The following is a 15,229-nucleotide window of genomic DNA, read 5'->3' on the forward strand; positions in this document are numbered from 1 at the left end:
CATAACGTCGTGCTAAGCCGACCGAACCGAGAGTGTAACACAGCGCGTACAATGGCGAAGCCATGCGCTGTGTGGAGCGTAGGTGAAGGTTCGGCTTGAGCACCTTGTTGGGTGCTTTGCGCACTAGGAACCACTGCCCCACCAAGAAGCCCTGAACTACCCTACTTTGAAGATGTACTACAATGGCCAAATTGAAGAAGGGGTGTACGCGCCGCTTGCCCAACTTACGCGAACCACCAGAAAAGCTTGATAAAATGGTTAACACTGAAAAAACCTACGCCCTCATTTCAAACTCTTCAAGCCGAGAATTTCAACGACAACCTTCCTTTAAAACGCGCCGGAAACGATATACCAAAGACCACAGAAATAATATCGTTCGCGCAAAGCCTTCACTGAACTCTGACGACTAGAAAACAAAATTTAGAATGTTTTACCTACACCCAACGCCGTGCTAAGCCGGCCGAACCGAGAGTGTAGCACAGCGCGTACAATGGCGAAGCCATGCGCTGGGCGGAGCGTAGGTGAAGGTTCAGCTTGAGCGTCTTGTTGGGTGCCTGCCAGTTAGAACCTACCCACTTCCAGCGAACTAACTTAGCCTTGCAAAGACTGGCACGCTTTTAGGCTGCTTGCGATGTGAAACCCCAAGGACAGCTAAAGTATAGAACACCGTTTTTTGCGGGAACACCACTGTTTTGCAAATGAAAATAAACACGGCTTGTGAACTGGTACGACGACGATATTCGCCGCTCTAACTTAGGTTAACCCTGTTCCCCAACCTGCAGGAAAGATAGCTTTGGCCCTCTGACTTCCGTTATTAAAAACGTTCTCGCCTCGAACCACCACGACTAATAATGCCAGGCTTCTGCACATTTAGAACCAAGATGTTTTTTTACACCCAACGCCGTGCTAAGCCGGCCGAATCGAGAGTGTAGCACGGCGAGATATAATGAGCGAAGCGAACCAGCCTGCGCAACGTAGGTGAAGGTTCGGCTTGAGCACCTTGTTGGGTGCATACCACTAACGCTGATCCCAGTGACGCTGCATTTCGAGATAGAGAAACGAAGCTGTCCAAGTAATAAGTACCAACCCTGCTATTGACTCAATGCCTGTAAGATAGCGAATATACCCTAAAGGCTCAATATCACCAAAGCCGACTGTTGTGTAAACCGTAAACGAAAAATATACGCAGTCCAACAACGTACCATCAAAATTGCCTTCTAAACTACCCCAACCCGAACCTTGAGATTTAAAATAGTAACCTAAAGCAAAAATCCATATTTCTATAACATGAGCAATCAAGGCGCCAAAGACTCCGAAAACTATCCGTAGGCTATGAGCGAAAGTAAAACGTGGTAGGATTTTAACGATCTGGTGCAATATGCCGTAATGCACCATGACCACTACGGCGACAAGCAAACTATTGATTACAAACGCGAGAAGCAACTGCATTACAAATTTACCCAGAAATTACTGTGATCTACTTTAGCACCCAACGCTTCAATAACCGGTGCGCTTTAGCGCATCCGGCGCCGAAGGCGCGTAGTTGATTGACTTGTTATAAGGCATTCCACGCTCGTCCGAAATTAACACCGCCACGCTCTTGTAATTCAAAGCTTTGACCTTGAATAAGTTTTGGTTTTTGCCGCACATACATTTTAAAACCAGTTGCTTTAAGAGATATTTCACCCTCTTGGCACTCAAAGCGATAGGTATGAGACGTGAATTTCCCATTGGGTGTTAGCTCGGGGTTTTCCATGTATAAATCCGCCACTTCAATTAAGCCTTGCTGTGACTCAATGTCAATTTTTACATCAAAAGCATTTTCAAAAACCATTGTCACCGGAGCGACCCAAAATTTAAAGTATGTCTCATTCTCCTCCGGGTGAACCCATTTGAATATGTAATCTAGGTCTAATAAATATTCGTATTGTTTTGCATCGGAGACCATTGACCATATAGATGCGTCATGCCAACCCATCAAGTTGAAGTCTACCTCTGACCAAATTTCTTTTTCTAGTTCGTATGCTCTCACTCGATTGATGCCTTATAACATTTGTATATTGTGCGTGCGCGTTTAGCAACTCGTCCAATTGATGGTTTTCAGCTCTTAACTTACTGAGCAAGCAGGCATTCCTAACTTGAAAGAATCCGAGTTAGCAAAGGCAATTTGAGCATGCTCAGTTACGCTCTACCGAGCGCACAGTATCCAACCTTTATTTTTGTTATATCATTGACAGTAAACGACTTAAACACACAACACAATAACAAAACGTGCAATATCGCCGAAGTCAATGTGCCGTGTATGGCTAGCGACACCCACACTTACTAATGACGGGGCAGCTAGTCACTAGTTGGAGTAGTTTGAAAGACAGAAGGTCCGCTTGTCGCTCAAAGCGGACGAACCCTAGCGACAGTTCAACACGTTAATTTAACCATTCAGTCAGAAACACAGTGACACTCAGCTTCAGGCCTTTAATAATGTCTGCATAACCAAAAGCAGCGGACATACCGATGCCAGAAATCACTAAAAAAGAACTGTTTATTGCATTACTCGGGTTAAGTTTTATCAGTGCCACGATTACCTTTCTCGACTGGTGGCAGCGAGGACAGGTTGGAACCAATGACGCTCTGTTAGCTGGAGCTGTTGCGATTATCTTCCTATTTTGGGTACCTATTTCTTCGGCTGTATTCGCTATCAAAAGGCTCGGCATCAACAATATTTTCTATGAGCTGCTTCTATGGTTTGGCTGCTTTTATATCGGCTATCGAATCTGGGGCTTTGCTCTAGCAGGCATTTATCCAGGTGTTGAATTTGGTTGGCTTGACGTCTTTTTCATGTCAATTCCCTGGGCTATTGGAACGTATATTCTTTATCGTGCCTACAGAGCCTACAAAGCATTACAAACCGAACGTTTGCTGCGCCAGCATGCTGAGTTGAATCAACTCAAGCACTCCTTGCATCCTCATTTCTTGTTTAACAGCCTTAATACGTTAACGGCTTTCATTACGTCGAATCCAAAAAAGGCAGAGCTGCTGACTCACGATTTAGCGTCCGTGTTGCGACATATCCTAGATACGAATAATGTCGATACCATCAGCCTAAAACATGAATTAATGATCCTACAAAAGTGGCTGAATATAGAGCGTGCTAGGCTCGGTGATGATTTGAAAATCGATATAGACATTGATGAAGCAACTCTAGATGTGCAGATTCCCCCGTTTTTGTTGCAACCAATACTGGAAAACTCAATTAAACATGCCACGCGGCTTCCAATTGAATTAACGTTAGCGTGTCGAGCTCGTGGCAGTGCTTTGCAGGTTATTATCCGCGACAATGGTCCCGGTTTCCCTGACATAGTCCTGGCTACTCAACCTGAAAACTTAAAGCATTCGGGACTCGGTTTGAGCACGACAATCCGACGGATTGGCCTTATGCGCCATGCCAATATCCAGCTGTCGAATGACCCAGAGTCTAAGGGAGCGGTTGTCAACATCAGCTTGGAGTCCAATCATGATTAATACTCTTTTTATCGTTGACGATGAATACGCAAGTAGACTGAAGCTGAATCAGCTTATAAGTGCATTACCCGAGTGGCGTATTGAAGCCGAGCTAAGGTCCGGAGAGGAGCTTTTTCAGCATCTTTCAGAGTCACAACCCGATGTCATTTTACTCGACATTAATATGCCAGGACTGAATGGAATCGATGTGCTGTCGCAATTAAACCGGCAACACTGCAATAGCGAAGTTATCTTCACAACGGCACACAGCCGTTATGCCGTTGAAGCCTTCAACGGTGCCGCCGCTGATTACGTTCTCAAACCGATTAGCCTTCAACGACTTCAGCTCGCACTTGAACGAGTCGCTGAGCGGCTTCGACTAAAACGAGCCCAAACGCTGCCACAAACATTGATTAGTCAGGTGGGGCAACGTATGAGAAACGTGGGAATTGAGGATATCGATGCCATTATTATCGACAACGGGACGCAAGTGGCCCATTGCGGTTCGCAGACTTACCCTCTAGACAAGACATTAACTGAGCTGGAGCAACAACTGCCAGCACACTTTCTCCGTGTCCATCGTGGCGCAATCATTAATCGGCTTCGATTGAGCGAAGCCGAGCGCTGGCTTAATGGGCGCTTGCTCTTAAGATTTATTCACTCCGAGCTGGAAGTATTAACCAGCCGTAATGGCGCACGCCAACTAAAAAGGCACTTAAAGGTGTAGTGCTTAACCCTAAAAAATAAGGAAAAACAATGAAAAAATTAATAACACCATTTTTACTGGTGGGGGCTCTTGCGTCCTGCGAAAACGCACCAGCACCTGATTTATACACCAATTACATTAGCGACGGAGAAGCACACCCGTTAGTCATTTTGGTAGGAGGAAGTGATGGTGGTAATTACTTTGCCAACCCAAATATGAAGCCGTTGATGGATAGATATCACGATTATGGATTCTCTGTTGCATCAATGGGTTACTTTGATACGTCGGGAACGCCCGATAGCCCTATTGAGCTGTCTTTAAACGAAATTGACGCGCGTATTAAGGCAATAACTGAAGACTCGAGCATTAAAGGTCAGTGTGTTGCACTTCTCGGTTTCTCAAAAGGTGCAGAATTATCTTTGTTGCTTGGCAGCCATTTTAATACGGTTAATCACATTGTTGCTGCATACCCGAGTCATGTTGTCTGGAATGCAGTGAAAACACCAATGAGCTATTCAAGCTGGAGCATCGACGGACAGCCACTACCTTACATTGAGGCCCCTTTATTATCTTTTGACATGCTATCCGGAATTTTTACCGGTGAGTACCGAAATGCCTTTACTGACGCTTTATCTGAAGCTTCCCCAAAAGAGTTAAACGATGCTGCAATTCCTGTCGAGAAGATCAAAGGCTCGGTTACGCTGGTCTCAGCAAGGCAAGACCAAATTTGGCCTTCATTCGAAATGGCTAATAAAATTGAACAAAGGTTGTCAGATAATAGCTATGAGAACCCCGTGCTGCATATCGATTTGGATGGAGACCATTACAGTTATAACAAAGAAACAATGGATACTGTCTTGACTCATCTAAAACGTGTCATGGGTTCGGAATGTAACTAAGTATAAGCCAGCGCGCTTGCTGGCTTTACTTTAACTGCACTGACTAAGAATAAATTGCCAGATAATATTAGGAGTGTCCGTTAAGAGCGAGCAGCGGACCGTTTATCTCTTCGCGCGACTCGGCTATCATCGGAGACACTCAGTCAGATGTTAAAAAAGCGGGTTGCAAAGAAAATGGATTTCAACGAATCAGAGAGTGTAAAAATATCTGTGTAAATGGCATTCTTAACAATATCGAAGAAGGATATCAGAATGCCAATATCAGACAAACTCATCGACCAGCTGCTTGACGGCTGTGATTCCCCAGAAGACATCTTAGGCGAAGCCGGCCTACTCAAACAGCTTACCAAGAAGGTGGCAGAGCGGGTGCTAGAGGCTGAAATGGAAGCTCATTTAGGCTACGCACCAAATGACTCAGCCGGCAACAACAGCGGCAACTCTCGTAATGGTAAAACCAAGAAAACTGTTCGTAGCATCAATGGCGATGTCGAACTAGATATTCCTCGTGACCGTAACGGTAGTTTTGAGCCCAAGTTAGTTCGCAAAGGCGAACGCCAGCTGAATGGATTTGATGAGCGCATCATAGCATTGTATGCGCGTGGCATGACTACTCGTGACATGACTACTCGTGACATTCAAGCATACCTTGAAGAAGCCTATGGTGTTGAAGTCTCGCCGACGTTCATTTCTCAGGTGACCAACGCCGTCATGGACGAGGTCAAGGCCTGGCAGCATCGTCCGTTGGCAAAGCTGTACCCAGTTGTTTACCTTGATTGTCTAGTCGTTCGCAGCCGTGATTCTGGTGTTGTACAGAATAAGTCAGTGTACCTAGCGCTTGGCATCAACACTGACGGTGAAAAAGAGCTGCTCGGGCTGTGGATGGCTCAAACTGAAGGCGCTAAATTCTGGCTATCGGTAATGAACGAGCTGAAAAACCGTGGTGTAGACGATATCTTCATTGCCTGCTGCGATGGCCTTAAAGGCTTCCCAGAAGCCATTGAGGCGGTTTACCCGAAGACTCAAGTGCAACTGTGCATTGTGCACCAAATTCGCCACTCTCTGCGGTACGTAAACTGGAAACAGCGCAAGACTATTGCCGCTGATTTAAAACTCATTTATGGCGCGGCTACTCGCGCTGAAGCCGAACAGGCACTAGAAAATTTCGCCTCGACATGGGACTCTGAGCATCCCACCATCAGCCGCTCATGGCGGGCAAACTGGGAGCGCTTAAGTGTGTTCTTCGACTACCCAGTTGAGATACGCAAGGCCATTTATACCACCAATGCCATTGAGTCGCTGAATGCGTCACTGCGCAAAATCACCAAAACTCGCCGGTCGTTCCCTAACGACGAAGCCGTCATGAAGGTGCTGTACTTGGCCTTGCATCAGGCTTCAAAAAAGTGGACTATGCCCATACGCAACTGGAAGCCAGCGATGGCACAGTTCGAGATTATATATCAGGATCGGATTTAACAGTGAAACCAGCCATTTACACAAAATCTTTTACAGTCTCTTTAAAGCACCTATGCACCTCTGCACGGAACTGCCTGGGTGCTCGCCAGTCACTCGGAGTGCTCGGTATCGATATGCGCTTTTTCCCATCCGGAGATACGATCTTTCCATGCTTTTTTCCTCTTTGATAAAGGTACCCTTGCTTTATCAGAGATTTAACCAGCTTGTTGATCTGCCCATTATTTGAGTATTTTTGATTCTTCATGACGACCCCTTCTCGCTATAACGTTTTGCAAACGCCCGCATATCGAAAGGGATCTGGGATAGAGCCTGATGAACACCGATTTGTAATATCGGTTTGCTCTGAATATGTCCACTGGTCGGGCTTACATTTTGATAAAACTGACCTTGAGGATTGATCATTAGATAGGACTGCCACATGTCGTCGTTATCCTCAATAATCAAATTGGGGAAGCTTGGAAGATGGCGATTTATATAGGCTTGATATTGTGTATCGGAAATGACTTGAGACTCGTCATGCACCGGTAAAACGCGAAGTAGCTTCCATTTATCAGGTTTAATTTGACTGATAAGCGGCGACAGGTTTTCGCAAGCATTGAAAGGATTTATGACCGTGTTTAGTTTTAGTTTACCTAACGGGTTGATGCTTCTGAATGAGTTACATAGTTCAAGCAATTGGCTTGGGCTTAGCCAACGCTTATGACGATCGACTCGCCCGATAGACTGCGCAATCAGCTCATCGGCCGTATCAAAGCTTATTCCCAGCATATCTAGGTTTGGTGCTATCTCGCGCATCATTTTCTTTCTGAGAAAATGTCCATTGGTGATAACCGATGTCTGGAAACCGAGAGCCTTCGCTTTTGCTAATGCACTAGAGAAGTACTTACCTAACATCATTGGTTCGCCGCCGGCGAAATTGATGCGAACGCGCTGATAACCAAGCTGCTTTTGAATAGGGTTAGATGCAAAAAAGTAGTTGGCAAGTGAAGTCAGTAGAGTATCTACTGCGCCAGTGTGACCGTAAAGCTCTTTATTGCTAGGCTCGTCATTCCATTTAGCGTAACAGTAAGCACACCGAAAATTGCATGCTTCGGTCATATGGAAGTTGATAACAAGTTCTTGAGTGCGAATAGTCATTTTTTCTCTCCGTTAATTTGAATTGCGGGAGAGATGATTTATTAGTGCAATGCACTAAAAAGACTTTTTCATTGGTTTTTGAAAATATCTATCAGCTGGTCAAATTCTTGAGCTTCTTGATAACCCCGTTCCACTGCGTCTATGAGCTCACGGTAGCTTTCTTCTTGGCCAGCAAGTTTTTTAATTTGTGAGCAATGCTTCATCGCTTCATCCCAGTCCTGACGAAGGTAAGCAGACAGCAATGAGTCACGAGAGTCTAGAGATGCAGACTGCGTTAGTAACGCCTGCAACAAACCGATATTACTACCCAAAGCAATCTGTGGAAGAACATGAAATGGATTAGGGAGTTTACTCTCTCTGAGATCGAATTCCCCGACATCAAATAACTTTTCAATTAAAAGGTGTGACTTAGGGCTCAAAAGCGTGACACCGACCAAAGATTGTCGATCCAAAACCAAGCTACGAACTATTTCGGCGCTTTCTTGCCTCACCCTGACGTCATCGAAGATAAATTTTACGCGCTTAGGATCTGGAAAGAACGCGTTAAGCAAAAGAGCGTTGTACAGCGTCACCTCGCCGGTAGAGCTGGTAATGAACCATTGTTTTCTGTGTATACCCTGCTCAGCCTCAGCTTGAACTAGCCCATTACGAACGAAAGACATCGCTTTATCTTTAAGTGCCTTACTTTGCTCAGCTGAGGAGGCATTGAACATGTTGCGCAAGAGCTCAGGGATTTTATAACGCATACTATCGGCAAACACCTTGTCGCAGGATTCGATCGACCGAGGTGTGTATATTGTCAGAGCCCTCATCATCTAAAATGGCAATTCGTCGCGCTGACTCGAAAAGAGAATACTTTCCCATCTGCCGACACTGATATTGCTTCATAACGCCTAAGCAATAACCTGCACGCATTGCATCGGCAAGAGACGTGGTTTGACTTGCAAGAAATCGTTTCTCGTTGTGCGCGTTATAAATTTCAGTTACGGCTTGGCAAGCGTTAATTAAAAATGCAGCGTCGGGTTTCTCGAAAGTACCTTTTGCTTCCGCCACCGTCGGCATAAAGGTTATGAGTAGAATGGTTGTGATTGTTAGGTTTTTAACCATGATTCTTCTTTTCATCCGTGAGCGTGGGAGTCTCTGAAGGTGGAATAACTGATGTAGTTTTCGGAGTATTAAACTTACCCTTTGGCGCAATCGCAAAGAGCAAAAGCAATAAAGAGATCTCATAGGCTAGACTCCAGTACTCCTGATGACTGCTCAACAAAGGTTGCGCACTGTCAGGACTTAATTCGCTAAGTAAAAGTGCTGCACTAATAAATACAAATGTATGAATGCCAATTGCAGTTAGGTATCGGTAGACAGCGCGCCCGACTTTAGCAGAGTGTTTTTTTACCTTAGTGATGTATCGTACCGTTAGCAGCGTAAACCCTGTTAGGAACAAAATTTCCATGTTACTCAGGTCATGCCAACCTGCATCATTCGGAAATACAGTGGTCGGCAAAGCCCAAATTGCTAGGACGAAGAGAACAGAAGAGAGAATAAAAAGTGCCGCTTTAAATAGCCAAAATGCCCCAGCACTGAGTAGCTCGTCCCAACTAATGGCGTAACTATTTCTTTTCAAGTGAAATCCTTCCTCTGACGTTATGACAAAAGGTTTGTCTTCATCAATCAAACAAAACTGGCCGTAGTCTTTTAGTTAAATGAGTTCAGGTGATTTCGCTAAACATACTTGATGGCACGTCATCAAAGAAGCGACAAAATGGCTTGGCTCCAACCAGTGTTACTGTCTGCTTTGCTCGCGTCATTGCGACATATAACACACGCCGCATCAGCTGGATTTCATCATTTTGGTCTTCCTCGCTTATTCCCTCAAGTAGGCGACCAGGATATTGAGCGTCATGTAACCCCATAATTACAACATGGTCGAATTCAAGGCCTTTAAGTTGGTGGAAAGTAGTTACAACGACTCCGCCAGCTGTACTTCCGAGACTACCTCCTTTCGCGACCTTAACTTTCAGTTTTCGTTTTTCTAGAGACTTCTTGGCAGGATAAAGCTGCCGAGAAAAAGGTAGTACAACCGCAACCGTACTTGTTCTTAAACGTTTGAAGCTCTTGGCAATCCAATCGTAGCCGCGCTCATATGCATCAGGTGGTGTACTTGCCATCAAGAGCTTTACTGGCTCTCCGTTCTTCGACGGGCGCACTGGCGGAGTAAAATCTGGACTATCGACTACATCATTATTGGCTAATAAATATTCTGCGACATTCATTATTTGCTGAGTAGTGCGATGGCTTGCGGCTAGCTTTTTAGAGCGGCCACCTTGGACTTGAATCCCGACTGAGCTCCAAGTGAAATTACGGCGGTAGATCTTTTGTGCCAAATCACCTGCAAGGCTGAGCGAGACTCTCGGTATCTTAACCACTGCAAGCAGCCAGCTTTTATCGAAGTCTTGAACTTCATCAACCATTACGTGATCGAATCGCAAATGATCCGGTAAGTCTTTGTTTTGCTCTTCTAGTGTACGCAAGAGGAGTCCCGCAGGGTTGTCGTAGTCTTCCCTCCGTGATTCTTCCAACCATTCTTGATAAAGCTCAAAGACGATCCATACAAAACGCCGATCTTCTTGGCTCACGCGTATGGCGGTACCACGGCCAACTCGCTCCACAAGCAAGTAATCCTCTAGCCTCAAGATGTGTTGTCCAAAGAGCCAAGCTATCTCTTCTCCCCACCATTCTAATAAATTAGCGGTATCATTAGGATTGAATAATCTATGGTCACCAACTTCTTTGCGTGCCTTACCGATCAGCTCAACGAGCTCGGTTTTTCGCTCTTTACCATCTACCCAACCGTTGAAGTGTGCACCTAATGAAATAGCGGCGCTTTTTGACCAGTCATGGAAGGTTTTAGCTTCAATACTGCTTTTCATCCCCATCTTAGAGAAAGACTTTTTCACATATGCGCATAGTGCCGCATTGTAAGTCAGAAAGAGTACGCTTCCTTTGTTCATTGCAGACAAAATCTTATTCGCTCGAGCTGCTAGAACGGTGGTTTTTCCGCTTCCTGCTTGGCCCCGAATTAGAAGATGTTGGGTTGGATCTAGATTGATAACTGCCTGCTGCTCAGGAGTAAACTCGATAGAGGCGCTAGTTGATTCAACTTCGGGGGTGACGCTTTGTTTAGTCTTTGCTTGTGTCGATAATCGCTTCTTCCCGACCGCTCCCGCAATGAGCCACTCATAATTCTTATTTATCTCTACCTTCCCCTCACTTTTCATTCGGTACAGAGCTGAGTTCACGTCACTCCTATCGACATGCTTACCAAACTCATCTGCTAAAATTGTAGCTAATTTGCGTGCCTTGATAGGCGCATGAAGTTGAATAAGTCTTATGATTTGAGTGTCCATGGCTGACATGCTGAATCTTCCTTTATAGAGGTCACTTTTCTTTTAATAGGTACCATACTTATAATCACGATTTTTAACAAATAATACGATAATATTTGGGAGTCATTTATGGGTTGCAGATCGAGTGTTATTATTACGTGAGTATTGAACTGAGATGTAGTCGTTAAAATCGTCCTGTCCCAAACGACAAAACCCATGTCCCAGGACACCATAAAGCGACAAACGACAACACCAAGACAAATCAGCGAAAGTTACAAAAGTGTGGGACTAACTGTGGGACTTTTTGAGTTATCGGCACTATAAAGACAACGAGGTGCGCTACAGGCCAGTAAAAATGGCGCACCCGACAGGAGTCGAACCTGTGACCTCTGCCTCCGGAGGGCAGTCACCAGTACCGTGGTAAATTGATAAAGCTAGGCGTGGTAAGGGCTTAAGCGGTGTTGTGGTTTTCTGTTTTACGTCGAAATCGACACTTTTGAGACCGATTAATGACAAAATTGGTCACAGAAAACCGCCCCCGAAGTTTCAATTTTTGACCTTTGCCTCGCGACAAAAAATTTTAAACTCCCGAAAAATTCTGAGTTTTGAGGTAGAAAAAATTCCACCTTTTTAATGCTTATAAAACATGTAATCGGTTTGAAATTATTTAAAAAGTTTATCAAATTCTAACTTAGTAGTAGGCTTAGGTGATTGTCCAAATACTCAGGCACATACCAAGGAATAAATGCTGAAGGCTATGCCGGTTAAATTGAAGCATTTAAGTTAGGCATCAAAAATGGATTTGTATTATGCACAAATGTGATGAAAACGAGGTGTTACTAGTCAACTTACTTGACGATGCTAACTTCAAAGACTTAAGCGCGACAGAAGAGCGATTCAATATTTTTGACGCTTTAGGTGTTCGTCGACAAGAGTTAAGACATTCAGATTTCCTCTCCTATCTTCTCGATCCTAGTCGCCCACATGGGCTTGGAGATAGCTTTTTACGCGATTTCCTTCTAAACGCGATAAGTGATGCGGAAATTGACCTACCAGATGTATTCCATGGAGTCCCCCTGCGATTAGAGTCTTTAAACGATGTTCGAGTCACAAGAGAACGATATAACATCGACATTTTACTCGAGATGGAAGATCGATGGCTGGTGGCTATTGAAAACAAAATAGGAGCAAAAGAACACGGAAATCAGCTTCAGCGATACGAAAGTCGCCTGAAATTGATGTTCCCCAATCTGCCTATTCTTTTTCTCTATTTGACACCAATGGGAGTGCAAGCAAGTGAAGATAATTGGCTCTCGCTGTCATATGGTGTTGTACACGATTTAGTATATAAATGGTCTCAATCTTCAAATATCTCTGAAGAAGTGAAGGTTGCTTTAGTTGACTATGTTGAATTTTTAGAGGGACATGTTTTGGAAGACTCTAAGACGGCAGAATTATGTAGAAAAATTTATCAACGCCATAAACAGGCGATTGACCTATTAATTGAACACGTTCCCACAGCCAAGGATTTTTACTTAGATATAGCTCAGCAAGCAATAAAAATGCTTGCCGATGAGGGGAAGGTTGTATTGGACGACCGATATCGAAAAGTTTCAAGGTTCTACGATATTCGACTTAAAGATGATTTACCTGAAGTATTAGATGGTGAATGGACAAGCACTAATAAAGGCATTCTTTTCGAGTGGGAAATTGATTCGGAATTTCTGCGTGTAGATTTGGTAATTGGTCCTCTAGAAGCTGTTCAACGACAATCAATAGTCTCTCAGCTTGAAACAGGTAAATACAAGAGAATGCTTAGAGAAATACCTAAGCTAAAGATTGTGACGAAAATTAGCAAACGTTACGCTCATTACACAAAAACTCCTGTGATTCCCTTCGGGCGAATAGATGAAGATATAGAGCTTGATAGCACTGAAGACTTGGTAAGAGGTTTGAAAGCGCAAGTGGAAGAAATAATAAATAAACATTTTGTTGTATTGAAAGAGGTTTTGCAAGGTACTTGAAGTAACCGGCTCATTAATTCTAAGTGTCGGTGGTATTTCAAATATGGGAACACAAATGCTTGTATAAAGCCTAGTTAGATGGAACAAAAATTTTCGCTATTTAGTACTATAACGAGCGGCTTTCAAACATCCCGGACTATATGATTAAACAATCATATGCTTTTGAATATTAATGGATTTATTTAAATTTTAACAACAAAGGATAATAAAATGATATTTAATAATACCTATCTTGTCAAAATGAGTAATATTCTTTTGGGGGGTTGCCTTCTGGCTCTTGCGTCTCCGATTCAAGCTGCCATGATGAAGTGCAAAGTGGAAGACGCAGTGGGATTTAATGTTGACCAGTTCAGCGGAGAAATCAACAAGTTTAACCGCATTTATGATTTCGTTCCAATAGGTTCATATTTTACTATCCAGTTTAGAGCCCTCAATAAAAGTGATAATTCAGTTTTTTGGAACACAAATTTTGAGATTGAATTCTCAAATAATGTAAAGGCTCAGGTCAACCATATTAATCCGATCAAATATTCATCCATAAAAAAAAGCGAGGACAACAACCACAATATTGTGACTTATAGGCTTGATCATGAATTTGATAAAGATGTTCATGCAACTATAGATACATACTTTATTCATATTCAGACAAGAACGGGAGTATTTAGATTTTCACCTTACAATCCGAGTAAGACTTTGTGGGCAGGTTTGTATCAAAAGAATGCGGGTAGTCAATCTTTTGCTCAGGCGCTAAGATGCAATCTCGATATCAACGGATTAAATAATCAGTTGAAGGCAGTAAAAGCGTAATAGCTGTCAATGCGTAATAGCTGTCAATGCGTCAAAACGGATGATGTAGGTAAAACAGTGGGCTGGTTGAAATGTCGGATTTATAGGAATGGCAGAGAACATTCTGCCGCATCGTGACTGCATACTATTCAGCTAGTTATAGCTTTGATCAAGCAGACACTCAATTTCAGTTCGTAAATCCAAAGTATATAAGTTTATTCGACCACGACTCACTTATTCAGCTGGCGGTGTTACCAACGGAGCAAATTGAGGACAATAGGCAATGTCATGTTAGGGTCAGAGCACGACAAGACTATGTTGTGATCAACGCGCGTTTAGACGAGCTATAGGATGATGAGTTCGATTGTGAAGGCGTGTCTTCTTTCCGGCGTAAAGCGATCACAGCCGATTGATGCAGTTAACAAACGTCAATTGAGGCGCTTGCAAGCTCGTGCCATTTGCGCGGGGATTAGAACAAGGAGTGTCTTAGCCATATGAAGCAAAAAAAAACATATTCGTCTAAAAAAATAGAGGCTAGTTTTAGGAAACTTTCGGATGAGATTCAAGAGCTAGCTATTTTTGCAATACAACAAGCAAAGACGGGTGAAATTAAATACGCTAATCAATTAGTTGATGCAGTGATTGAGACCGCCTTATTTCAACCGGACTACATAATCGAGTGGTTTGAAGTTTTTGGAAAACTAAAATGGAGCAATAAAAAAGGAAAACTTGTTTATTCAGATCAAGGTCGCTGGTTAATTTCTAAAGCACAATCAAACCATTGGGCCGACATTCCGCTCGGCAAAATATCTAAAGGCACAATTAAAACAATACCTATCCCCGAAACAACAATTGAACCATTAACAGCATCTAACTTTTCGGACTTAATAAACGCATATCTCAAAGCTCATCCGGCAGGTTCTGACAAGTTTGGAAAGTTTGGAGTGCCAGCAGATAAAAATCGCTGGGGTAAGTATGTAATCCCCCCGAAAAATCGGAGCAGTTATAAGTAGAAAATTCCGTTAAACTAAAACGAAGGAGTTTTCTATGCGCAAATCACGATACACAGACAGTCAGATCTTAGCGATTCTGAAACAAAACGAGAACGGTGTACCTGTTCCAGAGCTTTGCCGTGAACACGGCATGAGCTCAGCTCAATTTTATAAATGGCGCGCCAAGTTTGGTGGCATGGACGCATCTATGATGAAGCGTCTTAAAGATCTTGAGGACGAAAATAAGCGTCTCAAGAAAATGTATGCCGAAGAGCGACTCAAGGCTGAGATCCGCAAGGAAGCCCTTGAGGGAAAGCTGTAAAGCCAT

The 15,229-nt window shown here is 43.6% G+C and carries 14 protein-coding genes and 1 pseudogene; 8 read left to right on the forward strand and 7 right to left on the reverse strand.

Translation table 11 applies throughout. The features are described 5' to 3' along the window. Positions 1 to 1,017 precede the first annotated feature (1,017 nt). On the reverse strand, positions 1,018 to 1,449 hold the full coding sequence (locus BM334_RS12340; RefSeq protein ID WP_228759564.1) for a potassium channel family protein: 432 nt from the start codon (positions 1,447 to 1,449) through the stop codon (positions 1,018 to 1,020). A gap of 106 nt (positions 1,450 to 1,555) precedes the next feature. Continuing rightward, entirely contained in the window at positions 1,556 to 2,032 is a 477-nt protein-coding gene (locus tag BM334_RS12345; RefSeq protein WP_092842131.1) for a hypothetical protein, read from the reverse strand. A gap of 479 nt (positions 2,033 to 2,511) precedes the next feature. On the opposite strand from BM334_RS12345, the gene BM334_RS12350 reads away from it, so the two are divergent. From BM334_RS12350 to BM334_RS12365, 4 genes are all read left to right on the forward strand, one after another. Continuing rightward, the gene (locus tag BM334_RS12350; RefSeq protein WP_092842133.1) at positions 2,512 to 3,519 is read left to right on the forward strand and encodes a sensor histidine kinase; all 1,008 of its coding nucleotides are present in this window, start codon (positions 2,512 to 2,514) and stop codon (positions 3,517 to 3,519) included. Beyond that, complete coding sequence (locus BM334_RS12355) at positions 3,512 to 4,225, forward strand: LytR/AlgR family response regulator transcription factor (RefSeq protein WP_177215098.1); 714 nt, start codon at positions 3,512 to 3,514, stop codon at positions 4,223 to 4,225. Before BM334_RS12350 ends, BM334_RS12355 begins: the two co-directional genes overlap by 8 nt. 29 nt (positions 4,226 to 4,254) lie before the next feature. Continuing rightward, positions 4,255 to 5,103, forward strand: coding sequence for an acyl-CoA thioester hydrolase/BAAT C-terminal domain-containing protein (locus BM334_RS12360; RefSeq protein ID WP_092842137.1), 849 nt, complete (start codon positions 4,255 to 4,257; stop codon positions 5,101 to 5,103). A gap of 252 nt (positions 5,104 to 5,355) precedes the next feature. After that, positions 5,356 to 6,576 (forward strand): IS256 family transposase, encoded by a 1,221-nt coding sequence (locus BM334_RS12365; RefSeq protein WP_092842139.1) that lies wholly within the window; start codon positions 5,356 to 5,358, stop codon positions 6,574 to 6,576. A 240-nt stretch (positions 6,577 to 6,816) separates the two neighbouring features. Here BM334_RS12365 and BM334_RS12375 read toward each other — a convergent pair whose 3' ends face one another. The 5 genes from BM334_RS12375 to BM334_RS12395 all read right to left on the reverse strand — a co-directional run bounded on the left by BM334_RS12375 (position 6,817) and on the right by BM334_RS12395 (position 11,129). Next, on the reverse strand, positions 6,817 to 7,713 hold the full coding sequence (locus BM334_RS12375; RefSeq protein WP_092842142.1) for a viperin family antiviral radical SAM protein: 897 nt from the start codon (positions 7,711 to 7,713) through the stop codon (positions 6,817 to 6,819). A 68-nt stretch (positions 7,714 to 7,781) separates the two neighbouring features. Further along, entirely contained in the window at positions 7,782 to 8,459 is a 678-nt protein-coding gene (locus BM334_RS12380; RefSeq protein WP_092842144.1) for a hypothetical protein, read from the reverse strand. Between the two features lies 1 nt (position 8,460). Continuing rightward, complete coding sequence (locus BM334_RS12385) at positions 8,461 to 8,820, reverse strand: hypothetical protein (RefSeq protein WP_092842146.1); 360 nt, start codon at positions 8,818 to 8,820, stop codon at positions 8,461 to 8,463. Next, positions 8,813 to 9,388 carry a hypothetical protein gene (locus BM334_RS12390; protein WP_126801857.1) on the reverse strand — a complete coding sequence of 192 codons (576 nt, stop codon included), beginning with the start codon at positions 9,386 to 9,388 and terminating at the stop codon, positions 8,813 to 8,815. Before BM334_RS12390 ends, BM334_RS12385 begins: the two co-directional genes overlap by 8 nt. 34 nt (positions 9,389 to 9,422) lie before the next feature. Further along, the gene (locus tag BM334_RS12395; protein ID WP_092842150.1) at positions 9,423 to 11,129 is read right to left on the reverse strand and encodes a 3'-5' exonuclease; all 1,707 of its coding nucleotides are present in this window, start codon (positions 11,127 to 11,129) and stop codon (positions 9,423 to 9,425) included. Between the two features lie 779 nt (positions 11,130 to 11,908). Between BM334_RS12395 and BM334_RS12405 the strand changes: the two genes are divergently transcribed. From BM334_RS12405 to BM334_RS12420, 4 genes and pseudogenes are all read left to right on the forward strand, one after another. After that, positions 11,909 to 13,123 carry a PDDEXK-like family protein gene (locus tag BM334_RS12405; RefSeq protein WP_092842152.1) on the forward strand — a complete coding sequence of 405 codons (1,215 nt, stop codon included), beginning with the start codon at positions 11,909 to 11,911 and terminating at the stop codon, positions 13,121 to 13,123. 210 nt (positions 13,124 to 13,333) lie between these two features. Continuing rightward, a complete protein-coding gene (locus BM334_RS12410; protein WP_092842154.1) occupies positions 13,334 to 13,930 on the forward strand; it encodes a hypothetical protein in 597 nt (198 codons plus the stop codon). A 473-nt stretch (positions 13,931 to 14,403) separates the two neighbouring features. After that, the gene (locus tag BM334_RS12415) at positions 14,404 to 14,922 is read left to right on the forward strand and encodes a hypothetical protein (RefSeq protein ID WP_092842156.1); all 519 of its coding nucleotides are present in this window, start codon (positions 14,404 to 14,406) and stop codon (positions 14,920 to 14,922) included. A 34-nt stretch (positions 14,923 to 14,956) separates the two neighbouring features. Then, a pseudogene (locus BM334_RS12420) lies at positions 14,957 to 15,220 on the forward strand (transposase); the annotation flags it as partial. Between the last annotated feature and the right edge of the window lie 9 nt (positions 15,221 to 15,229).

The organism is Pseudidiomarina donghaiensis (assembly GCF_900116895.1).
GTDB lineage: Bacteria > Pseudomonadota > Gammaproteobacteria > Enterobacterales > Alteromonadaceae > Pseudidiomarina > Pseudidiomarina donghaiensis.

What these genes read in the sequence shown, in the direction of transcription:
- BM334_RS12365 (WP_092842139.1), top strand. Translation starts at nt 5,356, where the DNA reads ATGCCAATATCAGACAAACTCATCGACCAGCTGCTTGACGGCTGTGAT.
- BM334_RS12375 (WP_092842142.1), bottom strand. Translation starts at nt 7,713, where the DNA reads ATGACTATTCGCACTCAAGAACTTGTTATCAACTTCCATATGACCGAA.
- BM334_RS12350 (WP_092842133.1), top strand. Translation starts at nt 2,512, where the DNA reads ATGCCAGAAATCACTAAAAAAGAACTGTTTATTGCATTACTCGGGTTA.
- BM334_RS12385 (WP_092842146.1), bottom strand. Translation starts at nt 8,820, where the DNA reads ATGGTTAAAAACCTAACAATCACAACCATTCTACTCATAACCTTTATG.
- BM334_RS12355 (WP_177215098.1), top strand. Translation starts at nt 3,512, where the DNA reads ATGATTAATACTCTTTTTATCGTTGACGATGAATACGCAAGTAGACTG.
- BM334_RS12410 (WP_092842154.1), top strand. Translation starts at nt 13,334, where the DNA reads ATGATATTTAATAATACCTATCTTGTCAAAATGAGTAATATTCTTTTG.
- BM334_RS12415 (WP_092842156.1), top strand. Translation starts at nt 14,404, where the DNA reads ATGAAGCAAAAAAAAACATATTCGTCTAAAAAAATAGAGGCTAGTTTT.
- BM334_RS12380 (WP_092842144.1), bottom strand. Translation starts at nt 8,459, where the DNA reads ATGCGTTATAAAATCCCTGAGCTCTTGCGCAACATGTTCAATGCCTCC.
- BM334_RS12405 (WP_092842152.1), top strand. Translation starts at nt 11,909, where the DNA reads ATGCACAAATGTGATGAAAACGAGGTGTTACTAGTCAACTTACTTGAC.
- BM334_RS12340 (WP_228759564.1), bottom strand. Translation starts at nt 1,449, where the DNA reads ATGCAGTTGCTTCTCGCGTTTGTAATCAATAGTTTGCTTGTCGCCGTA.
- BM334_RS12395 (WP_092842150.1), bottom strand. Translation starts at nt 11,129, where the DNA reads ATGTCAGCCATGGACACTCAAATCATAAGACTTATTCAACTTCATGCG.
- BM334_RS12360 (WP_092842137.1), top strand. Translation starts at nt 4,255, where the DNA reads ATGAAAAAATTAATAACACCATTTTTACTGGTGGGGGCTCTTGCGTCC.